This is a genomic window from Ensifer sp. 22521, from assembly GCF_052044795.1.
GTDB lineage: Bacteria > Pseudomonadota > Alphaproteobacteria > Rhizobiales > Rhizobiaceae > Ensifer.
This window is the reverse complement of record NZ_JBQENM010000021.1, coordinates 35,244-57,587: the sequence shown is the minus strand read 5'-3', so window position 1 is coordinate 57,587 and position 22,344 is coordinate 35,244. Positions and strand designations below refer to the sequence as shown.

The window sequence follows — 22,344 nt, the reverse complement described above, 5'->3', positions numbered from 1 at the left end:
CGCGCACTCGCCAATCAGTCGTTGGCCTTGGTGACCGGGTAGAAGTCCCAGGCGCCGTAGAGGATCATGTTGTCGACATAGCCATCGATATTGCTGCGGGTGACGACGTAGCCGAAGTCCTCCCAGAGGAACTGGGTGGTGGCGTAATCGTACGACATTTCCTGCAGCTTGGCGTAGATCGGCTCGCGCACGGCGGGATCGACCGAGGCCCAGGCTTCGTCGAGCAGCGGCTTGAATTTCTCGGCCATCAGGTCGCGGTAACCTTGGCCGACCATGCCGCCGACGAGGCCCGTGGGCGAGAGATAGTAGCTGGCAGCGCCGAGCGGACCGCCCGGATCGGAATAGTCCGGACCCCAGCCCATTACGGTCAAGGGTGCTGCCGGCTTTTCGCGGTTGTTGAGCTTGTCCGAAACGGATGCCCATGGCAGCGCCTGGATCTGCATCTTGAACTTCGGATTGATGCGCGAAAGGCCCTGCTGCAAGGCCGAGAGCGCTGCGGTCAGCTGCGGGTAGCCTTCGGTCACATAGGCCGTGAAGGTAAAGCCGGTATCCCAGAGCTTGCCGCCGAACGCCTTCTTAAAGTGTTCCTCGGCCTTGGCGGGATCGTAGCTGTAAACAGGCGAGTCCGGGCGATAGCCCATGATGCCGCGCACTGTCGGCCCGCGCGACTGCACCGTCTTGCCGAGCAGCACCTGGTTCAGCAGCGCATCGTAGTTCTGGGCGTAGTTGAAGCCCTTGCGCACGTCGATGTCTGCGAAGAAGTCCGGCGGGATGCCGGCACCGTCCAGTTTGCCACTGCCGATAGCCGGGTTGTCGTTGTCATCGAGTGGCCAGGCGAAGAAGATGCCGCGCGAGAACACTTTCTGCAGGCCGTCGATGACTTTGACGCCCTCGGTCTTGCTGAGCTCGTCGATGAACTCGACGGGGGCCGTGACGAAATCGGCGTCGCCGGACAGCAGTTGCAGACGCCGCGTCGTCCATTCCGGCACCGTGCGCATGACCACGCGCTCGAGCTTGGCCGGCCCCATGAAATAATTGTCGAAGCGCTTCAGGGTGATGCGCCGGTCGGTGCGATCCCATTCCTCGAGCATGAAGGGGCCGGTGCCGTTTTCTTCGGCGAACAGCGGATTGGCGCCGAGTTCCGGACGGTAATGAGCCTTCCAGGTGTCGCCAGAGCCATCCCAGCCGCCGACGGAAGCGACCCATTCCTTGTCGAGAACCGAGGTGCCGAAAGGCAGCGCGATCACGCCAAGCGTTGCCGGAAACGACTTTGGCAGCTTGAGCGTGACGTTGTCGCCATCGACGACGATCTGCGACGCGAGTTGATCATAGACCTTGCGTAAAACCTCGGGGCTGGCGTCGTTGATGGATTTGACCTCACCTTCGGTCTCTACCCACTTGGCGATGTCGGTGTATTTGCCAGCGGTGATCACCTCGGTGATCGCGTTCGACATCCACGACTGCCCCTGAAGGATGGCGCGCAGCAGCGAATAGCGCACGTCCTCTGGCGTAATCTGGCCGTAACCCGGCTCGATCGTCGCCTTTTGCGCGTCCGTCAGCTTGTCGTAATATTCCCAGGTGACTTTGCCGTCGGCGCCCTTGATCCCGACCTTGTGGGTGAAAACGCCCTTGCGGATCGGAAAGGTGTAGCTGACGGAGCCGTCAGTGCCTTGCTTGATGAGGCCGTTCTCCAGCGACGGCACCTCCGTCGAGAGCGACGGCACGAACTCGGAAATCTTCGAGCCGTTGAAGTTCAACAGGCGGCTGTAGATATTGAGCGAGCCGTAGGAGCTCGGCGTGTTGGCAATATAGGCTGGGTCGAACGACTGTATGTCGTCGGTCCACATGAAGACGAAAGTGCCGGGGTTTTTGGTCTCGGCCATAGCGGGCGCAGCCGCGATGCCGAGCCCCAGGCAGAGGGCCAGGGCTAAGGTGCGTTTCATCGTTGTTCCCATTTGGTGGAGGCGGAAGTTTTTCTTCTCGTTATGGGGGAGGCTAGAAGAGCCCTTGCACGTCTGTCCAATGTGTAATTAGGATAGACTATGCAAAACACGCATGAGGGCCAGCATGGAACTGCAATGGCTTGAAGATTTTCTGGAAATTGCCGCGACCAGGAATTTCTCGACGGCGGCGACTGCACGCAATATTTCGCAACCCGCCTTTAGTCGCCGCATCAAATCGCTTGAGAACTGGATCGGCGCGGACCTGATCAACCGCAGCACCTATCCCGTGCAATTGACGCGGGCCGGCACGATGTTCCTGCCGGGCTGCCAACGCCTCGTGCGCGAGGCCTACCGGCTACGCACCGATTGCCGCAATGTCGCCGGCGAGAGCTCGGCCATGCTGACGTTTACTTCGCTGCATACGCTGGCGATGTACTTCTTCCCGAAATGGATCGGCTCGCCGCTGATCTCGCGTTTGCCCCTTCGCACCAGCATGCATGCTGCCGACTTCCTTGAAAGCATCGATCACCTTTGCTCGGGCCAGTGCGATTTTGCCATCACCTATGTGCATCCCGATGGCCCGCCGGTATTGGAAGGCGGCCCGTTCGAATCCCTGCAGATCGGCAAGGACCGGCTCATCCTGGTTTCGGGAACCGACGAAAATGGCCGCCCGCTGTTCGACATCGACGTGTCCGAAACCACGGAAATCCCCTACCTCGCCTATTCCTGGAGCGACGGCTACATCGGCAAGCTGGCGACCTTGATCCAGTCGCGCTGGCGTCGCCCGCTCAATCTCAGCACTGTCTACCAGTCTGGCCTCGCCGACGGTCTGAAGCACATGGCCGTCGCCGGCCGCGGTGTCGCCTGGCTGCCGCAGATCTGCGTGGCGGAAGCGATGCGGCAGGGCCGCCTTGCCCAGATCGGCGGCCCACAGATGTCACTCGAAATGGAAATCCGGATCTTCAGACGCGCCGGTCCCGGCAGTCCTGACAGCGATGGGTTGTGGCAGCATCTCAAGCAGTGCGCGGCGCTGCCGCAGTACAAAAGTGGTTTCGATGTCGATATCGACGCCGCCTAGAGCGTCGTGGTGCCCGAATGCAGCGGATCGCCGCCTATGCGAAGATAGGCGGCTCAATGCACGAAACGCATAGTTTCGCCTGCCACATTCGTGACACATTGATTTCACTCGGTTTTGTGGCCTAGGCGGAAGGTCGTGGTGCAGCGCACAGGCCGTGGCGGTCCGCCTCACCGGGACGACCCTGCCATTCAACCATATTGACAGGATGCAACCTCGTTGCGAGACCTGAGGACGCAACGTCCCCTCGCAATCGGGTCCATGTGCTGATGTCCCTGTCCAAATCCGCAACACCTGAACTGCCCGAGGATGTCATCCTTTCTGTGGAAGACCTTGAAGTCTGTTTCGCCGCCCACACTCGCGCCGAGCTGCGCGCGGTACGCGGCGTCTCCTTTCGCATAGCGCGCGGCGAGACCGTCGCGCTGGTCGGCGAATCCGGGTCCGGAAAATCGGTCACGGCGATGACGATCATGCGGCTGACCGAGTATGACGGTGCGACCATCACCGGCGGGCGAGTGCTGATGCGATTGAAGGACGGCCCGGTCGCCGACCTCGCCAAGCTCTCTGAAAAGCGCGTCGAAGCTCTTCGCGGCGCGGACATCTCGATCGTGTTCCAGGATCCGATGTCGAGCCTAAACCCGGTCTTTACCGTCGGCGACCAGATCGCCGAGGCGGTGATCTATCACCAGGGCAAGACGCCGGAAGAAGCGCGCCAGGTCGCGCTCAACACCCTCAAGCTCGTCCGCGTGCCCGATGCGGACCGCCGGCTCGACCAATATCCGCACCAGCTTTCCGGCGGCATGCGCCAGCGCGTCATGATCGCGATTGCCCTTGCCTGCCGCCCATCGCTGATGATCCTCGACGAGCCGACGACCGCGCTCGACGTGACCATTCAGGCGCAGATCCTCGATCTCGTTCGTGCCCTGCAGCGCGAAATCGGTATGTCAGTGCTGTTCATCACCCACGACATGGGCGTCGTCGCCGAAGTCGCCGACCGCGTCTGCGTCATGCTCAAGGGCGAAATCGTCGAAACCGGCTCAGTTTACGACATTTTCGCCAAACCGAAGCATGCTTATACACGCGCCCTGATTTCCGCCGTGCCACGCCTCGGCAGCATGGCCGACAAGGATGCGCCGGAAAAATTCCCGCTGCTGGTGTTTGAACCGGAGCAGCAACTCGCGGAGGCGACAGAATGAACGCGTCTGCGCAAATGACGGACGCCCGGCGCCCTCTCGTCTCGGTGCGCAACCTGGTCACGCGCTTCGACCTGACGGCGGGGCTGTTCGGCCACGTCTCCGGCCGGGTGCATGCGGTGGAGAACGTCACCTTCGATATCTTTCCGGGCGAAACCCTGGCGCTGGTCGGTGAATCCGGTTGCGGCAAGTCGACGGTTGCCCGCTCGATCATGCAGCTCGATCGACCACGGTCGGGCTCTATCCGCTTCGATGGAACCGAGCTGATCGGCGCGCCGCGCCCCGTCCTCGCGAGATTTCGCCGCGAAGCCCAGATGGTCTTCCAGGATCCTTTCTCCTCGCTCAACCCGCGCATGACGATCGAGCAGTCGCTGATGGATCCGATGCGGGTTCACAAGCTGGGCTCGACGGAGGTCATGCGCGCCCGTGCCGCCGAGCTTCTGGCTAAGGTCGAGCTTTCGCCCGAGCACCTCGAGCGCTATCCGCATGCGTTTTCCGGCGGCCAGCGCCAGCGCATCTGTATCGCCCGCGCGCTCGCGCTCAACCCGCGTCTCATCGTCGCCGACGAGGCGGTTGCCTCGCTCGACGTGACGATCCAGGCGCAGGTCATCAATCTCTTGATGGACCTGCAGCGCGAAATGCAGATCGCGCTCCTCTTCATCAGCCACGATATGGCCGTGGTCGAACGCATCGCCCACCGCGTCGCCGTCATGTATCTCGGCGAGATCGTCGAGATCGGCGATCGCCGCTCGGTATTCGGCAACCCGCAGCACCCCTATACCCGCAAGCTGCTATCGACCGTTCCGATCGCTGACCCGACACGCCGCCCGGAAGGACGCCAGCCGATGTCCGACGAAATCCCGAGTGCGGTGCGTGGGCCGGACTTCGTGCCGCACGAACTGCCGATGCGGCAGATCTCATCGAGCCATTACGTGCGGCAGGTCGTAACCGGCTGACAACGGCCGCAATTTCCCGTCCAGATCAGAGTAACCCAACATGAGCACTTCCGAAGTGACGCAATCGGCTGCGAGCGCGGCCGGCATGGCGTCGGCAGACATCGACAACGGCGCAAACGAGGTGAAGGCCGAGGGCTTCCTGCGTCCAACGGCTGCCGAGCAACCGACGCCCTATATCGAAGTCGACGAGAGACGGCTTACGCGCAACATCAAGGGCATGCAGCAGCGCGCCGACGCGGCCGGCGTCACGATGTTTCCGCATGTGAAGACGCACAAGAGCCTCTACATCGCACGACAGCAGCTCGAGGCAGGCGCGCGCGGCATCACCGCATCCAAGCCCAGCGAGGCACTGATCTTCGCCGAAGCCGGGATCCCGTCGATCATCCTCGCCTATCCCATCGTCCGCGCCGCGTCACTCGATCGCCTGCTGCCTGTGGTAAAGGCACGGGGCGTCGAGCTGCGTACGATTGCGGCGAGCGAAACGGGTGTCGATGCGCTGTCGGAAGCCGCCAACCGACACGGCGTCGAGATCGGCGTGTTCCTCAAGGTCGACGTTGGCCTCGGTCGCGTCGGCCTCAAACCCAATGGTCCTGCAGCGCTCGATTTGTGCGCAAGAATCGCCGCCACCGACGGCCTGCGTTTTGCCGGCCTGCTTTCGCACGCCGGACATGCCTACGCGGCTTCCCAACCGCACGCCTTAGCCAAAATCGCCCGCGATGAGGCGACAGACCTCGCCAGTCTCGCCGACCGGCTTCGCGAGCGCGGAATCGCGGTCGACTGCATTTCCGTCGGCGCGACGCCGACTTGCCAGGGCGCGCCGCTGCCCCAGGAGGTCGACTGTATCCGGCCCGGCAATTACGTCTTTCTGGACGGCACCGCGCTCCGGCTTGGTATCTGCTCTGCCGACGACCTCGCGCTTTGCGTGGTCGCCCGCGTCGTTGCCTCCAACGACACTCACTTCGTCATTGACGCCGGCTCGAAGTCCATGAGCTCCGATCGCGGCGCGCATGGCATGGGTGGTGCAGGCTTCGGCACTGTCGTCAGCGCCGAAGGCGACGGCGAAACCGGTATGTGGACACTCGAACGACTGTCCGAAGAGCATGGTTTCGTTCCCTTCTCGGGACGTCCCCTGCCGCTCGGCAGTCGCGTGCGTGTGTTCCCCAACCACTCCTGCGCCTCGATCGCCAACTTTGACAGTTTCATCCTACGTCGCGTCGATGGTACCGCGCTCAGCCTCCCCGTGGATGCCCGCAGCGGCCAGACCTGACGAGCGTCACCGGCTTTACCAATCTCAACTCTCTCTCCCTCGCACTCCGGCCCCGGCTGCACATCGCCGGGAACCGTCCTCGTCTTGCAGCGTTTCTCGTTCCACCGGTGCTTTCGGACGCTGGACCGCACGAGAGAACCTGGATCGTACAGATCACAGGTTAGAGCAGAGGGTAAAAGACGATATGGGTTTGGTGCAACTCGGCCGGGCTCGCCTTGCGCTGGTGCTTCCACGGCATCGCGAACTCCTGCGCATGACAAAGAACCAACAGCTCTACGACCTTTACGAGGCCTATGCGCGCGAGTCGATGACCCTCGACAATCTGTTGCGGGAACTTCCGCGCCGCGAGAAGCAGGTATCCGAACATCAGCAAATCTGCCTGGACCTGCAGGCCGAAGTAGTAACGCTGCTGACGCGACTCGCAGAGCCGCTCAAGCCGGGAGCGTTGTAGCATCCGGCCGCGACAGCCCCGGAGGCATCGTGCCCGACGCTTAACGCTTTTAAGCGACCCAACTTCCAGCGCCTCAGCTCGGAATTCGCCCCGAAGGCCACCTGATCTGATCAAAACGAGTTCCTATATTACAGTTCCGTCGCCGGCGGTTCATTCCCCTTGAGTGGAGATGAGACCAAGGCGTATTTATCAACCGGAGGAATTCTGGATGACCAAGAGAGCTGTTCTGGCCGGTGGCTGTTTCTGGGGGATGCAAGACCTGATCCGCAGGCTTCCCGGCGTCACCGATACGCGCGTGGGTTACACCGGTGGCGACGTGCCCAATGCAACCTACCGCAATCACGGCACCCATGCCGAGGGCATCGAAATCCTCTTCGATCCGGAGAGGATCAGCTACAGGCGAATTCTGGAGGTCTTCTTCCAGATCCATGACCCGACCACGAAGAACCGCCAGGGCAATGACATTGGCATGTCCTATCGGTCGGCAATCTATTACGTCGATGACGAGCAGAAGCGAATTGCCGAAGATACCATCGCGGACGTGGAAGCATCAGGCCTGTGGCCAGGCAAGGTCGTGACCGAAGTGGAGCCCGTGGGAGATTTCTGGGAGGCCGAGCCGGAACACCAGGACTACTTGGAGCGCTATCCCAACGGCTACACCTGCCATTTCCCGCGCGCGAACTGGGTTCTGCCCCAGCGGTCGGCGGCGGAATGATCGCTCTACGTGGGGATGCTGGAAAGAACTTGGGCCCAACCGCGTAGGATGGGCTCTTGGCCGGGAACAGTCTCGCGCGTTGAGCTTACAGGTAGCGTTTCGCTCAAGGCGGAGAACCTTGATCCCTATTCGGGAAATTGCCGACAACGAGGGCAGTCGATAGGACAGCGGCGATGGTCGGCTTCAACCGCCTAGACGGGAAAGACCTTCGCACGGCGCAGCGTCACAAAACCATTTTCGCCGGATTTCACGGTCCGCTCCGCCTCCAGGTCGAGTTCCAGATGCACGCCGCTGCGGGTGGTCGCAATCACGCGGCGACCGCTAGGCCTGTCCATGACCCGGCTGATCGTGGCTGCGATGCCGCCCCCCTGCGGCACCCAGTCGAGATCACCCGGACGGGCGTAGAGTTCAGCCTTGCCATCTGCCAACCCCGCCGCCTCGATCACCGCGCCGTCGGCATAGGCCCTGCCGTCGCGCACTTCGGCAGAGAGCATGTTGGCATCGCCCAGGAACTTCATGACAAATGCCGACTTGGGGTCGCGGCAGACGGCTTCGGGTGTTCCCTGTTGAACGATGTGGCCATCCTTCAGGATCACGACGCGATCGGCTAGGTCGAGTGCCTCTTCCTGATCGTGGGTGACGAACAGCGTCGTGATGCCGAGCGTCGTATGGATCTCGCGCAGCCAGCGGCGTAGCTCTCGACGGACGTTCGCATCCAGGGCACCGAAAGGTTCATCGAGCAGGAGCACTTTCGGATCGACCGCCAGGGCGCGGGCAAGCGCAACGCGCTGGCGCTGCCCTCCGGAGATTTGCGCCGGAAACCGGTCGCCCAGCCCTTCGAGGCGCACCAGCCGCAAGAGTTCCGTCACCCGCGCCTGGATCACTGCCTTCTCGCGCTTGACCTTCGACACGTCCATGCCGAAGGCAATGTTCTCAGCCACGGTCATGTGCGGGAAAAGTGCATAGTGCTGGAACACGAAGCCGACGCCGCGGTCGCGCACCGGTATGTCGGTCGCATCCTGATCGCCGAAATAGATGTGGCCGCCATCGGCGAATTCGAGGCCCGCGACCATCCGCAGGATCGTCGTCTTGCCGGAACCGGACGGACCGAGCAACGCAACAAGCTCGCCGCTTTGAACCTCCAGGGAGACGTCCTTGACGGCGCGGAAGGTTTGGAAAGTCTTGACGACGTGGTCAAGGCGGATCTTCATGCTGTTTTCTCCGCAGGATTGACTGCCGGACGGACGCGGCCCGCCCCACGGCGCTCCAGCGCCACTTTGGCGATAATGGTGAAGACGGCGATGAGCGCCAGAATGGACGCCGACGCGAAGGCGCCTGCGGCCTGGTAGTCGTGGTAAAGCAACTCGATATGGAGCGGCAGCGTGTTGGTTTGACCACGGATATTGCCCGACACGACCGAAACCGCGCCGAACTCGCCCATTACGCGCGCATTGCAAAGGACGACACCATAGAGCAGCGCCCATTTGATGTTCGGCAGCGTGACCGAGAAGAAGGTACGCCAGCCGGATGCCCCGAGCGAGGTCGCCGCCTCTTCGAGGTCCCTGCCCTGGGACTGCATGAGCGGGATGAGTTCACGCGCCACGAACGGCGCCGTGACGAACATCGAGGCGAGAATGATGCCGGGGATGGCGAACAGGATCTTGATGCCATAGGCATCGAGCGTCGGCCCGAAAAGGCCCTGCAGGCCGTAGACGAAGAGGTAGGCGACGCCTGCAACAATCGGCGAGACCGAGAACGGGATCTCGATGACAACCAGCAGGAAGGCTTTGCCGCGGAAGTCGAATTTGGTGACGGCCCATGCCGCGGCAATGCCGAAGGCGGTGTTGACTGGCACCGCGACGAGGGCGGTAAGCACTGTCAACATGATCGCATGCCGGGTGTCGGGATGAAGGATCGTGTCGCGATAAACCTGCCATCCCTTGGCAAAGGCTTCGACGCCGATGATCAGCAGCGGGGCGAGAATGAGGAAGGCACCGAGGATGAGGACAATGCCGATCAATATGCGACGGAAGAATGGTCCGTCGCCGACCCGCGGCGGGGTACGTCCGGTTCTCATCGTTCCCATGGTCAGCCCCTTGCCGTGTAACGCAGCGCTCGCGCTTGCAGCCAATTGGTGAAGCCGAGCATGAGGAAAGCCGCAAGCAATAGGACGGACGCGATCGCGGCGGCGGCCTGATAATCGTACTCTTCCAGCCGAATGAAGATCAGCAGAGCGGTAATTTCGGTCGACATCGGCTGGTTGCCGGCAATGAAGATGATCGCGCCGAATTCGCCAAGGCTCCGGGCGAAGGAGAGCGACACACCTGCGAGAAGAGCCGGCGTGAGGAGCGGCAGGATGACCTTGCGGAAGATCGCCCAATCCGAGCCCCCGAGCGATTGAGCGGCCTCTTCCAGCGACGGGTCGAGATCCTCCAGGACCGGCTGCACCGTGCGCACGATGAAAGGCAGCGAAGTGAAGCACATGGCAATCATGATGCCGAGTGGGGTATAGGCGACCTTGATGCCGAAATCGCCGAGGATGGAGCCGAACACGCCGTTCGTCGTGAAGAGAGCCGTCAGCGAAATACCGGCGACCGCCGTGGGCAGTGCAAACGGCAGATCGACCATGGCGTCGACGATGCGTTTCCCCGGAAAACGATAGCGCACCAGGACCCAGGCAAGCGCCAGGCCGAAAAAGAGATTGAAGAAGGTCGCAGCAAGTGCAGCGAGCACGGTGACGCGATAGCTCGCGAGAGCCCGCGACGACGAGACAATCTGCCAGTAGTCAGCAGGGCCAAGGCTCGCCGCCTTGAACACGAGTGCTGCCAGCGGCAGGACGACGATCAAGCTCACATAGAGCAGCGTCACACCCAGCGACAGGCGTAATCCGGGCAAGACATTGCGTCTCAAGCGGTCATTTCCTTGTCATGTCATGGTGAAACCCGGCAAACGGATCGTCTGCCGGGCTGGCTGAAGGCGAGAGCCGCTTGACGCTTAGCGGCTGCCGTAGAGCGTGTCCAAAACCCCGCCAGATGCGAAGTGCTCGCTCTGGATCTTGCTCCAGCCGCCAAAGACGTCGTCGACGTTGACGAGGCGGATTGCCGGGAACTTATCCTTGAATTCGCCAGCGACCTTCTCGTTGCGCACGCGGTGGCCGAACTCAGCGGCGATGCGCTGGCCTTCCTCGGTGTAGAGAAAATCGAGATAGGTTTTGGCAAGGGCTTCCGTGCCGTGTTTTTCGGCGACCTTGTCGACGACGGCAACCGGAAACTCCGCAAGCAGGCTGACGGACGGAATGACGCTCTCGACCTTGTCGGCACCATACTGCCTGACGATGCTGCGGGTCTCGGCCTCGAAGGTGATCAGAACATCACCGGTTTCGCGTTCGACAAAAGTTGTCGTGGAGGCACGACCGCCCGTATCGAATACGGGAACATTGTCGAAGATTTTGGTGATATAGGCCGCGATCTTTGCCTCGTCGCCCTCATAGGCCTCCTTGGCCCAGGCGTAAGCGGCGAGATAGGTGTAGCGGGCGTTGCCGGACGTTTTCGGATTGGGGAAGACCGCGTGAACATCGTCACGCGCGAGATCGGCCCAATCCTTGATGTTCTTGGGATTGCCGGTCCGCACCAGGAACGAGGGGAAGGAATAGAACGGTGAGGCATTGTTCGGGAAAGCCTTCGCCCAATCCTTGGCGACGAAACCGTTCTTGGCCAGGAACTCGATATCGGTGGTCTGGTTGAAGGTTACGACGTCGGCCTCAAGGCCTTCGAGGATCGAGCGCGCCTGCTTGGAGGTGCCCGCGTGCGCCTGGTCGATCGTCACGCCCGGATGCTGCTTGATGAACGCCTCGTTCTCAACAACGAAGAGCTCGCGCGAGACGTCGTAGGAAGCGTTGAGGAGTTTTGTGGGCTCCTCAGCCTTCGCGGGAGTCACGAAATGCGCGGCAAGGGCGGCGCCAAGAATGAGGAGGCGTTTCATGCAATTCTCCGGTGTTGACTTCCCCGAGAACCTACCGGTGGGCGTGCAATAGCGCGAGGGACCGAGCACTTTGGTTGCGCAGCGCCTTAGAAATTCCGTCTAGTTTCCGCCACAGTTCGCGGAGTTTTTTGCCCGCAGGTCTTCAATTGGTCTGCCCGGACGCAATCACAGCGCAAAGCACCTGCCCCGTCGGCGATAACGCCAGCGGCGGGCCCGTCAGCTTTGCGCTCGAGAACGTATCTGAACCAAACCCCAATTTGCAGTTGCAGAGAACGAAGACATGGTCGGACGCAGCGCGCACTTGGACGCGGGACGGGGTCTGATTAGTCCCCGTCCGTGCTTCCCTATCGCCCTGCGGTCGCCGTCAGCACGCCTTCCTGCAAACGGCCTCGTCGGCAAGAATGGCGGCGGCCTCGTTCAGCAGGACGTCCTTTGCATTCTTGCGGGCATTCTCAATCGCAATGTCGGCACTCAGGCTCCGCTCGTTTGCATTGAGGCCATCATCTCCGCCAGTGTCGTCGCCATCACCTGCTAGCGCGCGGGACTTCCGTCGTTTTTCCCGGTCGGTCTGTTCTTTGCGGCGTTCGGCTTCATTGAGGGAGATCTCCCCTTTCTCGCGCTGCGCTTTCACTTCCGCAATGTCTTTCAGCAGGCGCTGGAAGTCCGGATCGCTCTCAACCCGCACATCATGGCGGCTCTGCAGTTTCGGCAGCAACCTCATCACAGTGTCGGCGGGCGCATACTTCGCGGGCTTGATCTGCGCCCACGGCAAGGCATTGTCATAGCTGGTCTCGCCAAAGCTGGTCGGGTCGGAAAGTCCCGGCAGGCTGATATCAGGGGTCACGCCGCGCAGCTGCGTCGTGCCGCCATCGATCCGAAAAAACTGGGCGATCGTCACTTTCAGCTCACCGAATTCGGGCTTGCTGTTGCGAACCATCTCGTCAAGATTGACGACGGCTTGAACTGTGCCCTTGCCGAAACTGGGTTCGCCAATGATCACGCCTCGACCGTAATCCTGGATTGCCGCGGCAAAAATCTCCGAAGCCGACGCCGAGCCGCGATTGACCAAAACGCCCACGGCGCCTGTCCACACCGGCGCTGGAAAATCAGCGCTTCTTACGTCAACCTTGCCGTCGCTGCCGCGCTGCTGGACGACCGGACCATTGCCGATGAACAGGCCGGTCAAATCGATCGCCTCGTCCAGTGAGCCGCCGCCATTGTTGCGCACGTCGATAAGAACGCTGTCGACTTTTTCCCGCTTGAGTTCGTCGAGAAGTTTTCGCACGTCGCGGCTCGCGCTACGGTAGTCCTTGTCGCCTTTGCGCCGGGCTTCAAAATCCTCGTAGAATGCCGGCAGTGTAATCACGCCGATCTTACGCTCGGCGTCGCCCACTTTCACAGTGAGTACGGTCTTCTGCGCAGCCTGCTTTTCAAGGCTGATCTTATCGCGCACCAGGGTGACGACGCGATGCGTGGCATCCGCCCCGGCATCTGCTGGCAGGATGTCCAAGCGCACGACGGAGCCCTTCTTCCCGCGTATCAATTGCACGACTTCATCCAGGCGGGTGCCAACCACTTCTTTTATCGCACCGCCCTTGCCCTGACCAACACCGGTAATGCGGTCTCCGACCGCAAGCTTGCCGGACAGCTGCGCCGGCCCGCCGGGCACGAGTTCACGAATCGTCGTGTAGTCGTCGCGCTCCTGCAGCACCGCACCGATACCAACCAGCGAAAGCTTCATGGCGATGTTGAAATCGGCCGAAGCGCTCGCGCCGAAGTAATCCGTGTGCGGGTCGACCGACGTCGTGTAGGCGTTCATGAACGACTGGAAAACGTCATCGCTTTTGTACTTGTAGGCGCGATCGAGAGCGTTTGTATATCGCTTGGTGAGCGTTTCGCGAATGGCTGCGTCGGTCTTGCCGCCCAGCTTCAAACGCAACCAGTCGCTTTTTACGCGCTTGCGCCAAAGGTCGTTGCTCTCGGCTTCCGATTGTGGCCAGGGCGCCTTGTCGCGCAGTACGGGATAGTTTTCCTGCGTGCTGAAATCGAAGTCCTGTTTAAGCAAGTCGCGCGCGTAGTTCATGCGGTCGACAACGCGCTTCCCGTATACGTTGAAGATCTCGAACGGGATCTTCAAATCCTTCTGTTTGATGGCATCGTCGATCTCACTGCGATCAGACATGAAACTGTCGATGTCCGCCTGCAGGAAAAGCACGCGATCCGGATCGAGTGATTCGATGAACCGATCCATGATCCTGGCCGACAAGGCGTCGTCGAGTTGAACCGGCTTGTAGCTGAAACGCGTGAGAAATTTTGCACTCAACTGCGCAGCTTGTGCCTGTTGCTTCAGCGGCTCCAGAACAGGCGGTGGGGCGACCTCAGCATAGGCGGACTGTACGAATGCAAGAAATGCACCAAGGAAGACGTATGATATGCGCATTCAGCGTTGATCCAATTCTTAATGCCGAGTGTCTATGCCAATCTAGGTGAAGCAATTATGGTTTTTTGGCAACCGGGTGGCTCATGCTCGGCAGTTCTTGCGACCGAAAGACCGTTCAATCGACGGCGAGGTCGACCCCGCCGCCGTCAGAATGCCCTCCGCGTCATCAGAAAAACCTCATATGATGAGCGTCCGCTCAAAAGCTTTCCGGAGGATCCAGATGATCCGGCTCGAACCACCGCTACGAGTTGCAAGCGAGGCAGATGCGAAGGCGTTGGCCGATCTCGTCAACTTTGCGGGCGAGGGTTTGCCCCTGTACATCTGGGAGGGGCTTGCAAAGGACGGGCAGGATCCATGGGACGTGGGTCGCGCCCGACAAATGCAAAGGGTGCGCGAAGGCCAGGTTGTAGTCGTGGACTTCGGAGATGGCGCCGTAGCAAGCCTGACTGGTTACCCGATTGGATCGGAGCCCGAGCCAATTGCCGATGATTTCCCTGCCCTGTTCCGGCCGCTGCAAGAACTGGAAAACAAGGCACTCGACAGCTGGTATGTCAATGTACTGGCCTGCTATCCCGAGTACCGCGGGCAAGGGCTTGGCTCACGCCTGCTCGGTCTGGCAGAAGAGATAGCGCGGGATCAGGCGCTCCGTCGGATGAGCGTCATCGTTGCCGACAACAATGTCGGTGCCAGACGACTGTACGAGCGCAGCGGCTACGCGCAAGTGGCGACGCTCGCCTGTGTCAGGGAAGGCTGGAAGGGCGATACGGAAAACTGGGTGCTTCTGATGAAACCGCTTCGTGCATCGGATGGCTGATGAGCCCGCAATCTCTCGAGCCCTCAATCGTGCGCACTCGCCCGATCATGATCGTGGCCGCCACGCGTCCTCACCGCCGAATGCCTGTGCTGCTGTCGGCTCAGCCAATCTTCTTCGTCTAACGTGCAATCGGTTCGAATGTCTGTATGTCTGTCTGCCATGGGGAGGTCCGTGGCGCACGACAACCGACGACGAATCACCCCCAAAACGGTGGACACTCCCGGGATGCGTTCGGGGGTTATCGAGCAGCGGCCGCTCCTGCCTTCGGGCTTGGAACATTCGGCGTTGAGGTCATGAGACAGGAAAGCACCCACCCAAAACGCCAGAATTGCTGCGCTAAGGCGCTCGCTTTCCTTGCGCGACTTCACGTTTTGAAATGAACCGTCACTTAAAATGACTTCCTATTCCGGGCAAGTGTGGTCATGTGACGCTCAAAGTTCGTCTGAGTCACCCCTCGACGACCAACGGACCAAAGAGCTGACAGTATGAAAAACCCGATCGCATTGAACCGTCTTGCCGAAAACAGCGTCTTTCGCAAAGGAGATGTTTTCGTCCTCTTCGGCGAGTTGTTCGGTCGCGGATACGCGACTGGCTTGCTCGACGAAGCCCGGCGGGCTGGTATGGAAATCGTGGGGATCACGGTCGGAAGGCGCGATGAGAACAACGCGCTGCGGCCTCTGGACGCCGAGGAACTCTGCGCCGCCGAAGAGCGGCTGGGCGGTAAGATCATCAACATCCCTCTGATGGCGGGCTTCGATCTCGACGCTCCGGCCGGTGGCCCAACCCCGACCGATCTTCTCGCGGACATGACGCTAGAGAGCTGGCAAGACGACAAGCTCGACTGGGACTACATTAAGCAGTGCCGGGACATCGCCACCGCGCGGTTCACGAATGCGCTCAAGCAGGTTATGGCCGTTCTCGACGGAATGATCGCCGGCGGCCGCAACGTCTTTTTCGCCCATACAATGGCCGGAGGCATCCCGAAGGCGAAGGTCTTCCTGGTCATTGCCAACCGAATCTACAAGGGCCGTGGTGCCCGCCACATGTCGTCGCAAGCCCTGCTCGACAGCGATATGGGCAAGCTCATCCTGCAGAATTTCGACGAAGTCTCCGCAATCACCTTCCGACATCTCATCGACTTCAGCACGGCGATCCGCGAGCGCATCGAGGCATCGGGCGGTCAAGTCCGCTATACGGCCTATGGCTACCATGGAACGGCCGTCCTGATCGACGGCAGCTACCGTTGGCAGACCTACACTAACTACACGCAAGGCTACGCCAAGATGCGGCTCGAAGGCATCGCGCGGGATGCCTGGACCGCGGGTGTCAAGGCGACCGTCTATAACTGCCCCGAAATCCGGACCAATTCGTCCGACGTCTTCACTGGCATCGAGCTCCCACTGATACCGCTACTGCTTGCGTTGAAGAAAGAGAACGGCGGCCATTGGGCGGAGCACCAGTGGCAGGCCTGCCAGCAGCTTCTGGCAGACGGCTTCACGATGAAGGATGTGTTCCAGAAAATTACCGACATGCAGGCCAATGAAGTCATGCGTCCATTTTACGACTTCTCGGCGTGGCCCATGGCGAACAGTCAAGCACAGTCCGATCTGACGATCGGCACGTCCAACGAGATCACACAGATGCATCGCGACGGCAAGGTCATGATCAGCGACCACCTGAGTGCTCTTGTGGTCGAGGCGACGGGCCAGCTTATCTTCGGCGCGTCGTCGGAACCGTCCGGTCCCGTCCAATGGCTCAACCACGACATCGTCGCGCGCCGGCTCAACGCTTCCCACATGCAATGGGAATCGCCCTCGGTCGCGGAAGGGGCGCAAGACTCTCAGCTCGAAGTGGCCTGAAAGCGGCCCGCCCGCAGGCGCGGTCGACAACGCGTACTACGCGACCACCAACGCCACATTCCCCGTCGCGGCCTCTCCGATTACGGCCGCGTCGAACCCATGCTTGCTGAAGACGTCAAGCACTTCAGGCGCGGACGATCGCGAACAGGCGACGAGCAGACCGCCGCTTGTCTGCGGGTCGGATAACAGCGCATAAATCCCCATCGCCGCGACCTGTTCGAGCGCTGAGGAGAGGAATCGTTTTCGGTGGGACGGCCGGACTTCAAGTTCTATCGCCAGCAATTGTGGGCGTCCCAAGAAATGCCAAATTGCGAGGCGTAGCGCTCGATTTTGTACTCGTGCGTATCTCGCCGTTCTTCATGGTGCTACCGAGTAGGGTAACAAATCGGTAGCAATCCCTTGAGCGAAGTTGCGACGGCGGGAGCGTATCAGCGCTTTCAAACCTCCACAACCGCGCGCAATTCAACCTTAAGTCTGGGGGAAGACCGTTACCAAACAAGCAGAACGTTTGGGCGCTTTAATGCCGCGGGCGCAAACGTGCCGCGTGTCGATATCTGTCCAATTGCAAAGGTAATTACCCCTAGAAGGGCCTACGCCTCGGTGCAGCCGAGGAACGCCGGAATTCGTCAACATCGGCTCGCTCCGTATGGAGCGAGCAGGCGATTTCGAGCTACTTTTGCATACAGCGAATGGGGGCCGGATACTGCCCGACCAGTTCATCGACAGTCAACAGGGTGACACCCTCCACGATCGATTGAGCGACCAAAATCCGATCAAAGGGGTCCTTATGGATCGCTGGCAGTCCATCCACCGCTACTGCGTGTTCGCTGGTGATTGGGAGCTCTTGGTAGCCGTTATCGATGAGACCGCGGCGAAGTAGGCGAGGGTCCACGATAAAATCGGCGCGGCCAAGCCCGCGCTTAATGGCCACCTCCCAAAGACTCGCCGCGCTAAATAGCAAAACATTGTCGATATTCTCGATTTCAGCCAGAGCAGCGGGCGGCAGTTTTCCAGGCTCTCCCGCAGCCAAAAGCAGAAGATGCGTATCGAGCAGGAGTTTCATCATTCGCCGCCAAACAGTTTCTCGATATCTTCGCCACCCATCCGATCAAAGTCTTCCGGTACGGAAAACTGCCCCGCCATGAATCCGACGCGACGAGTTTCGTCGGCGGCAGGTGCCTCGACCGCAACGACCTTCACCAACGGCTTACCCGCTTTGGCGATGATAAAGGACTCGCCTTTCGCCGCTTTCTCAATGAGCCGGGACAAATGAGTTTTCGCCTCGTGAATATTTACAGTGTGCATGGCCAATCTCGAACTTAGTCTTACAAACTTAGTTCGAATCCTGCCTGATAGCAAGCTGGTCACGCCGAAGAATTCACTTTGACGCCAAGCTGATCCGAAAACGCAGGCAACTAGAGGGATCCCAGAGCGCGCCCCGCCCCAGCACTGCCGCGCTCTGGGGCCCGTTGCAAGCTTCCCAGCTAAGCTGCGCCGTATTGGACCTTTCGGGTTGAAGTTGGAAAAACCTCGGACTTAGGTCGGGTGCGCTCGGGCAAAGGTCCTATCCGCATTGCCGAATCTGATTTCGCCCGCCATTGCTGCCCAAGCACTAACGGTATCGGAAGCCCCCGCCGTTGGCGCCAGAGATCCCAGAGCGCGACCCCAGCCCCAAGCGACCCAGCGCTCTGGGGTCCACCTCAGGGCTAGGTTCCGCAACGGTCGAGCCGCGACGGTTCATCTGTGGTTCAGGCCAAGCTGAGAACTAGAGAGGATGCGTCAAATGAAAAAGCTATTCCCCACCCTCGGAGCCGTGGTCCTAGCGGCATCTTTCGTGCTACCGCTAAACGCCGCGCCGATCTTCGTGCCAAAATCCGAACATGTGCGGGCTGGCGATGTCGAGCAGGTAAGGCACCGGAAACATCGTCATGAGCACGCGGATCGCCACTGGAAACGGCCGTACGCCCACCGTCCCTGCGATTACTACGGCCGGTGCTACCCCCGCTATTCCCGGTATTACGGCTATCGAGATTATTACCGCTACGAACGGCGACAAGGCGTGACCGTCTATTTTAACTACTAGCCGCAACGCTCGCATGCTTAACACCGCCCCGGGGAAACCGGGACGGACGTTCGATTGAGGCGTGATACGTGGAGATTGCCGAGGCCCCGCCGGGGACCGCGAACCTCTTCAATCGTTCGAAAGGGTTGTAGACGTCAGGCCGGAGGCACGGCATTGTCGCAGCGTCACGGCGGCAACTTCTTTGGTTGTTTTGCGGCCGGATCGGCGCATACTGTCTCTATCGCTGGGCAGTATTTAGGGCCCCGACGACTGGAAGACTTCACGCTTTCGCCCCAGGTTACAGGAGGTCGCGTGATGTCTCCCACGACCCACTCAAAGGTACTTCTCCCTCACGAGATCAACCAGATCGAACAGATCTTCGTGGACGTCCTGCGCGGGCTCGGCCTGTCGCGGAATTGCGAGGCCGCAGAGGCAATCGGAAGGCGTATTATCAGCTGTTACCAAGGCGGCACTCGGGAGAGCGGCGCTCTGAAACACATGATCGGCTACTATAAATCGGCGGCGGTGGAAGAGAACGCGGACTCGCTTACGCGCGGCACCCGGGAGGTTTCGATCCAGGAGATTGCCGGCCAGCCACTCAGCCCCGACGAGCTTGATATGCTCCAACGGACATTCGATCGGGCGTGCATCTGGTGTCGGATCCCGCGCTCTGGAAAACGCGCCGAAAGCCTGGCCCGGCATATTGCCAATCAATTCCGCAATGGGGTGAGCGACGAGGCTGCGCTGTTCGACAACGCGATGTGGCGGGAGCAAACGTCCCGCAGCTCTTTCTATCAGTCGGATGCATAGGGAACATTCCGGATCGGTGGCCGTTGTTTGCATTGCCGATGACCCCAGGGATCAAAGGCTGGGGTTCCATCGACAGTTTTAAGAATGCGGCCCCTTAATGTAGCACGGTTGGTATAGTACGCGCGCTCTGAGACCCCGTCGGAAGCGACGGGGTCATTTCTTTGAGGCAAGCACTTCGGCTTAGGTCTGATACTCCCCCGCAAAGGTCCTGATCCGGTAGTCAACCGGCATGCGATGACCGTCGATGACGTCGAATGAAGTCCCGGATTTCGTGAATGAGTTGATCGCGGCTGGGTGCGAGATCACGGCCATTGGGCACAAGATTTACGTGATAGGCGAGGCGAAGGATTCCGCAACCGCAGAGGTTCGTCGGACAACAGAAAAATACGGGGACCGTGATCCGCTGAGGTTGGAGATTATCGCCATAGCCATCACGATTGTGCTCATCACAGCCGCTGTGCTGATCTGGTTGATTCTGTCGCTCACGTATGCGCGACAGAGCTCCTACAAAACCCTGAATTTCTACTGAAAGTTTAAGATCTAATATACGCCGAACGACGTGAGAACGCGCCGTGTACGAAAGAGGATTTCTAACCCGTTAGGATTAGTGCGAATTTGACACCTGTCAGATCCTGAAGTCGTCGCCTGTCGGTTGAGAAACCAGGCAAAGCAGCCTCTAATACGCACTAGAACGATCTGTGAACAACTTTTGTGCCAAAGCACAACACCTCAACCCAATAAATTTTTGGGCTTATTCCGTTCAGGAATGACTGAACTCATACCGGCCGCTCCATGACTCGGTGAGACGACAGGCCTTGCCTACAGTCGTAATTTGTGGCGCCATCAAAATCCCTGCCGGCAACAATTCGGGGAATTCCAATGAAAGGCCCACAACCGATTATCCTGGATCAGGTCCTATCCGATTTGATCAGGGGCCAGATTGAGCAACGCCACACAAACGAACTTCGGGCCATTCTCTCCACCGGCAATGAGATTACGATGCACGGACCCTTTACCATTGGGCGCGACTTCATCATCTACAAAACCGCGAAGGATAACAGCGGCAAGTGGGCAATGACCCCCTTTGCTCATATCGTGCAATTGGTAATTACGTAGACCTCGGCGCTTAGCTTCGGCCTTACCTAATTGCGACCACACGGCGAGAAAGTGTGGTATACCGGACACAACCGGCCCCCTCCCTAGCCGCACGGACCGCGAGGCCTTAAAGGGCGCTTGCGCGTCTTATTGCCAGAAATGGCGAACTGACAATGGCGACGAATGCGATTTTCGCGCTACTCATCGCGTCCATGGGCGTTTTTATGGTTTCAGACCCGCGCCGACTATCTTCACTGGTTATGAAACACCACCTAGCGCGGCCAAATCCGACCGCATCGACAGCGTACCCCGTTGATGCAATCGAACGGCGACCACCCTGCGCAGACGGCGGCCCTTGGGTGGGCACTTTGTCAATAAAAAAGGCCGGGCAAACCCGACCTTCTACATATCGCCTCAATAGCCAGTGCCAGTACATCCGTGGTCAATGGCCAGAAGCGATATTTGTTAAGCAGCAGAAAGGTTGTCCGCTGCGCTCTTGCCGGATCTACCATCCTGCACGATTTCGAAACTGACCTTCTGACCTTCGACAAGTGACCTCATCCCAGCCCGTTCAACTGCGGATGCGTGAACGAAGACGTCCGTTCCGCCGTTGTCAGGGGCGATAAAGCCAAAGCCTTTGGTGCTGTTGAAGAACTTTACGGTTCCAATGTTCATAACAATTTCCTTTCAATCGCAATTGAATTTCCTGGCCGACATGGCGTCAGCCAAGCGTTAGATCGATTTTGAGAGAAAGGTCGGCTTGAACGCCAAAGCGAGGAAACAAAGCTCAACAAGCAAGATCGATGCGCAACTCCTACAGGCACAATGTGTCGTCAACAAGTCGGCATCCGCGGTAGGATCGATCTAGCTTCTGGTCTGGAGAGGAAGCCGAGGCTGTCCCCGCCTGCTCCCATAGCCGAGCATAGTGCGACCCGGCGTGGTAGAGGTGTGGCGTAAGACGAGGAGAGATAGCGGCTCTCCGCTGGAAGCCATCGATTTCGCGGGGGCCAGAGCATCAATTGTAGAGAGTGCGGAGCAAAGAGCTGAAGGTGTTCATTAAAGGAGCCCAAGTCGGGCCGTGGGCGGGTGTTGACCTCTCACCGTCGGTGGTTACCGCACTCATCAAGCAAAGCAGGCAGAGGGGCTGCTGGCGTTAGGGGTTAGAAGCGACGACGACACCTTCATCGTGAGCGACTTTGAGGGGCAGCCGCTCAAGCCGCGAAAGCTGACCGATGGCTGGCTGAGCTTCCTCGAAGGACTGAACCTCCCGCACGAAAGATTCCACGATCTGCGCCACACACATGCGACCCAGTTGCTTGCGGCAGGCGTCCGTCCCAAGATTGCTAGCGAGAGACCCGGACACTCGATAATCGGTATTACGCTCGATCTTTATTCGCATGTGATGCCGGGTATGCAGGCAAATGCCGCCGCGCAGATTGACGAGATGATCCGGCGTGCGGTAGGGGACTCTAGCGAAAGCAAAGGGTAGCAAATCGGTAGCGAACACCGGCTATGAACTCACTCGCCTCTGGCGAAAGAGTAATGAAATCAAGCCCCGGAAGGAAATCGTCTCCGGTGGGACGGCCGGACTTCAAATCCGGTTGGGGCAGCGAGCCTGTCCCGGGTGGGTTCGACCCCCACTCCCCTCCGCCAAGGCGATCAGCGCGTTGAACGCGAAAATCT

Annotated in this window: 21 protein-coding genes, 1 tRNA gene and 1 pseudogene; 13 read left to right on the top strand and 10 right to left on the bottom strand. The window is 59.9% G+C overall.

The genetic code is table 11. The features are described 5' to 3' along the window. Positions 1 to 14 precede the first annotated feature (14 nt). A complete protein-coding gene (locus ACTJKE_RS26525) occupies positions 15 to 1,943 on the bottom strand; it encodes an ABC transporter substrate-binding protein (protein WP_113511251.1) in 1,929 nt (642 codons plus the stop codon). Positions 1,944 to 2,067: 124 nt separating this feature from the next. Here ACTJKE_RS26525 and ACTJKE_RS26520 point away from each other — a divergent pair, with 124 nt between their 5' ends. The 5 genes and pseudogenes from ACTJKE_RS26520 (at position 2,068) to msrA (ending at position 7,600) form a co-directional block, all read left to right on the top strand. Next, positions 2,068 to 3,021: a LysR family transcriptional regulator gene (locus tag ACTJKE_RS26520; RefSeq protein WP_058327240.1), complete on the top strand. Its 954-nt coding sequence runs from the start codon at positions 2,068 to 2,070 to the stop codon at positions 3,019 to 3,021. A 266-nt stretch (positions 3,022 to 3,287) separates the two neighbouring features. Then, positions 3,288 to 5,167: pseudogene (locus ACTJKE_RS26515) on the top strand (ABC transporter ATP-binding protein). 40 nt (positions 5,168 to 5,207) lie between these two features. Continuing rightward, positions 5,208 to 6,434 (top strand): alanine racemase, encoded by a 1,227-nt coding sequence (locus tag ACTJKE_RS26510; RefSeq protein ID WP_082663499.1) that lies wholly within the window; start codon positions 5,208 to 5,210, stop codon positions 6,432 to 6,434. 253 nt (positions 6,435 to 6,687) lie between these two features. Then, positions 6,688 to 6,885 carry a hypothetical protein gene (locus ACTJKE_RS26505; protein ID WP_245296090.1) on the top strand — a complete coding sequence of 66 codons (198 nt, stop codon included), beginning with the start codon at positions 6,688 to 6,690 and terminating at the stop codon, positions 6,883 to 6,885. A gap of 208 nt (positions 6,886 to 7,093) precedes the next feature. Further along, positions 7,094 to 7,600 (top strand): peptide-methionine (S)-S-oxide reductase MsrA, encoded by a 507-nt coding sequence (gene msrA, locus ACTJKE_RS26500; RefSeq protein ID WP_058327197.1) that lies wholly within the window; start codon positions 7,094 to 7,096, stop codon positions 7,598 to 7,600. Positions 7,601 to 7,791: 191 nt separating this feature from the next. Here msrA and ACTJKE_RS26495 read toward each other — a convergent pair whose 3' ends face one another. The 5 genes from ACTJKE_RS26495 to ACTJKE_RS26475 form a co-directional block, all read right to left on the bottom strand. After that, entirely contained in the window at positions 7,792 to 8,811 is a 1,020-nt protein-coding gene (locus ACTJKE_RS26495; RefSeq protein ID WP_058327198.1) for a sulfate/molybdate ABC transporter ATP-binding protein, read from the bottom strand. After that, the gene (gene cysW, locus ACTJKE_RS26490; protein WP_058327199.1) at positions 8,808 to 9,686 is read right to left on the bottom strand and encodes a sulfate ABC transporter permease subunit CysW; all 879 of its coding nucleotides are present in this window, start codon (positions 9,684 to 9,686) and stop codon (positions 8,808 to 8,810) included. Before cysW ends, ACTJKE_RS26495 begins: the two co-directional genes overlap by 4 nt. Positions 9,687 to 9,688: 2 nt before the next feature. Further along, positions 9,689 to 10,510 carry a sulfate ABC transporter permease subunit CysT gene (gene cysT, locus ACTJKE_RS26485; RefSeq protein WP_112994878.1) on the bottom strand — a complete coding sequence of 274 codons (822 nt, stop codon included), beginning with the start codon at positions 10,508 to 10,510 and terminating at the stop codon, positions 9,689 to 9,691. Positions 10,511 to 10,594: 84 nt separating this feature from the next. After that, positions 10,595 to 11,581 (bottom strand): thiosulfate ABC transporter substrate-binding protein CysP, encoded by a 987-nt coding sequence (gene cysP / locus ACTJKE_RS26480; RefSeq protein ID WP_440638464.1) that lies wholly within the window; start codon positions 11,579 to 11,581, stop codon positions 10,595 to 10,597. Between the two features lie 364 nt (positions 11,582 to 11,945). Continuing rightward, positions 11,946 to 14,021 (bottom strand): carboxy terminal-processing peptidase, encoded by a 2,076-nt coding sequence (locus ACTJKE_RS26475; RefSeq protein WP_113511258.1) that lies wholly within the window; start codon positions 14,019 to 14,021, stop codon positions 11,946 to 11,948. Positions 14,022 to 14,241: 220 nt separating this feature from the next. On the opposite strand from ACTJKE_RS26475, the gene ACTJKE_RS26470 reads away from it, so the two are divergent. Beyond that, on the top strand, positions 14,242 to 14,835 hold the full coding sequence (locus tag ACTJKE_RS26470) for a GNAT family N-acetyltransferase (RefSeq protein ID WP_058327242.1): 594 nt from the start codon (positions 14,242 to 14,244) through the stop codon (positions 14,833 to 14,835). A 485-nt stretch (positions 14,836 to 15,320) separates the two neighbouring features. After that, a complete protein-coding gene (locus tag ACTJKE_RS26465) occupies positions 15,321 to 16,694 on the top strand; it encodes an enoyl ACP reductase FabMG family protein (RefSeq protein ID WP_440638467.1) in 1,374 nt (457 codons plus the stop codon). A gap of 36 nt (positions 16,695 to 16,730) precedes the next feature. Here ACTJKE_RS26465 and ACTJKE_RS26460 read toward each other — a convergent pair whose 3' ends face one another. The 3 genes from ACTJKE_RS26460 to ACTJKE_RS26450 form a co-directional block, all read right to left on the bottom strand. Continuing rightward, complete coding sequence (locus ACTJKE_RS26460) at positions 16,731 to 16,976, bottom strand: AIR synthase-related protein (protein ID WP_210179059.1); 246 nt, start codon at positions 16,974 to 16,976, stop codon at positions 16,731 to 16,733. Positions 16,977 to 17,364: 388 nt separating this feature from the next. Next, positions 17,365 to 17,757 (bottom strand): type II toxin-antitoxin system VapC family toxin, encoded by a 393-nt coding sequence (locus ACTJKE_RS26455; RefSeq protein WP_440638469.1) that lies wholly within the window; start codon positions 17,755 to 17,757, stop codon positions 17,365 to 17,367. Then, positions 17,757 to 17,999: a type II toxin-antitoxin system Phd/YefM family antitoxin gene (locus ACTJKE_RS26450; protein WP_113511260.1), complete on the bottom strand. Its 243-nt coding sequence runs from the start codon at positions 17,997 to 17,999 to the stop codon at positions 17,757 to 17,759. The genes ACTJKE_RS26455 and ACTJKE_RS26450 overlap by 1 nt, the downstream gene beginning before the upstream one ends. Positions 18,000 to 18,477: 478 nt before the next feature. On the opposite strand from ACTJKE_RS26450, the gene ACTJKE_RS26445 reads away from it, so the two are divergent. The 4 genes from ACTJKE_RS26445 to ACTJKE_RS26430 all read left to right on the top strand — a co-directional run bounded on the left by ACTJKE_RS26445 (position 18,478) and on the right by ACTJKE_RS26430 (position 20,682). Then, positions 18,478 to 18,777: a hypothetical protein gene (locus ACTJKE_RS26445; RefSeq protein WP_113511285.1), complete on the top strand. Its 300-nt coding sequence runs from the start codon at positions 18,478 to 18,480 to the stop codon at positions 18,775 to 18,777. Positions 18,778 to 19,071: 294 nt separating this feature from the next. Beyond that, on the top strand, positions 19,072 to 19,566 hold the full coding sequence (locus ACTJKE_RS26440) for a hypothetical protein (protein WP_440638472.1): 495 nt from the start codon (positions 19,072 to 19,074) through the stop codon (positions 19,564 to 19,566). A 244-nt stretch (positions 19,567 to 19,810) separates the two neighbouring features. Continuing rightward, on the top strand, positions 19,811 to 20,095 hold the full coding sequence (locus ACTJKE_RS26435; protein ID WP_440638474.1) for a hypothetical protein: 285 nt from the start codon (positions 19,811 to 19,813) through the stop codon (positions 20,093 to 20,095). Between the two features lie 350 nt (positions 20,096 to 20,445). Further along, positions 20,446 to 20,682 carry a hypothetical protein gene (locus ACTJKE_RS26430; protein ID WP_058327206.1) on the top strand — a complete coding sequence of 79 codons (237 nt, stop codon included), beginning with the start codon at positions 20,446 to 20,448 and terminating at the stop codon, positions 20,680 to 20,682. Positions 20,683 to 21,126: 444 nt separating this feature from the next. Here the strand turns inward: ACTJKE_RS26430 and ACTJKE_RS26425 are convergent, their stop codons facing one another. Beyond that, positions 21,127 to 21,336, bottom strand: coding sequence for a cold-shock protein (locus ACTJKE_RS26425; protein WP_058321929.1), 210 nt, complete (start codon positions 21,334 to 21,336; stop codon positions 21,127 to 21,129). Positions 21,337 to 21,847: 511 nt separating this feature from the next. Between ACTJKE_RS26425 and ACTJKE_RS26420 the strand changes: the two genes are divergently transcribed. Both ACTJKE_RS26420 and ACTJKE_RS26415 read left to right on the top strand, forming a co-directional pair. Beyond that, on the top strand, positions 21,848 to 22,150 hold the full coding sequence (locus ACTJKE_RS26420) for a tyrosine-type recombinase/integrase (RefSeq protein WP_440638477.1): 303 nt from the start codon (positions 21,848 to 21,850) through the stop codon (positions 22,148 to 22,150). 68 nt (positions 22,151 to 22,218) lie between these two features. After that, a tRNA-Sec gene (locus ACTJKE_RS26415) sits at positions 22,219 to 22,314 on the top strand. Positions 22,315 to 22,344 lie beyond the last annotated feature (30 nt).

What these genes read in the sequence shown, in the direction of transcription:
- ACTJKE_RS26520 (WP_058327240.1), top strand. Translation starts at nt 2,068, where the DNA reads ATGGAACTGCAATGGCTTGAAGATTTTCTGGAAATTGCCGCGACCAGG.
- ACTJKE_RS26470 (WP_058327242.1), top strand. Translation starts at nt 14,242, where the DNA reads ATGATCCGGCTCGAACCACCGCTACGAGTTGCAAGCGAGGCAGATGCG.
- ACTJKE_RS26440 (WP_440638472.1), top strand. Translation starts at nt 19,072, where the DNA reads ATGTCTCCCACGACCCACTCAAAGGTACTTCTCCCTCACGAGATCAAC.
- ACTJKE_RS26525 (WP_113511251.1), bottom strand. Translation starts at nt 1,943, where the DNA reads ATGAAACGCACCTTAGCCCTGGCCCTCTGCCTGGGGCTCGGCATCGCG.
- cysW (WP_058327199.1), bottom strand. Translation starts at nt 9,686, where the DNA reads ATGGGAACGATGAGAACCGGACGTACCCCGCCGCGGGTCGGCGACGGA.
- msrA (WP_058327197.1), top strand. Translation starts at nt 7,094, where the DNA reads ATGACCAAGAGAGCTGTTCTGGCCGGTGGCTGTTTCTGGGGGATGCAA.
- ACTJKE_RS26505 (WP_245296090.1), top strand. Translation starts at nt 6,688, where the DNA reads ATGACAAAGAACCAACAGCTCTACGACCTTTACGAGGCCTATGCGCGC.
- ACTJKE_RS26455 (WP_440638469.1), bottom strand. Translation starts at nt 17,757, where the DNA reads ATGAAACTCCTGCTCGATACGCATCTTCTGCTTTTGGCTGCGGGAGAG.
- cysP (WP_440638464.1), bottom strand. Translation starts at nt 11,581, where the DNA reads ATGAAACGCCTCCTCATTCTTGGCGCCGCCCTTGCCGCGCATTTCGTG.
- ACTJKE_RS26465 (WP_440638467.1), top strand. Translation starts at nt 15,321, where the DNA reads ATGAAAAACCCGATCGCATTGAACCGTCTTGCCGAAAACAGCGTCTTT.
- ACTJKE_RS26510 (WP_082663499.1), top strand. Translation starts at nt 5,208, where the DNA reads ATGAGCACTTCCGAAGTGACGCAATCGGCTGCGAGCGCGGCCGGCATG.
- ACTJKE_RS26435 (WP_440638474.1), top strand. Translation starts at nt 19,811, where the DNA reads ATGACGTCGAATGAAGTCCCGGATTTCGTGAATGAGTTGATCGCGGCT.
- ACTJKE_RS26495 (WP_058327198.1), bottom strand. Translation starts at nt 8,811, where the DNA reads ATGAAGATCCGCCTTGACCACGTCGTCAAGACTTTCCAAACCTTCCGC.
- ACTJKE_RS26450 (WP_113511260.1), bottom strand. Translation starts at nt 17,999, where the DNA reads ATGCACACTGTAAATATTCACGAGGCGAAAACTCATTTGTCCCGGCTC.
- ACTJKE_RS26430 (WP_058327206.1), top strand. Translation starts at nt 20,446, where the DNA reads ATGAAAGGCCCACAACCGATTATCCTGGATCAGGTCCTATCCGATTTG.
- ACTJKE_RS26425 (WP_058321929.1), bottom strand. Translation starts at nt 21,336, where the DNA reads ATGAACATTGGAACCGTAAAGTTCTTCAACAGCACCAAAGGCTTTGGC.
- ACTJKE_RS26445 (WP_113511285.1), top strand. Translation starts at nt 18,478, where the DNA reads ATGAAAAAGCTATTCCCCACCCTCGGAGCCGTGGTCCTAGCGGCATCT.
- ACTJKE_RS26475 (WP_113511258.1), bottom strand. Translation starts at nt 14,021, where the DNA reads ATGCGCATATCATACGTCTTCCTTGGTGCATTTCTTGCATTCGTACAG.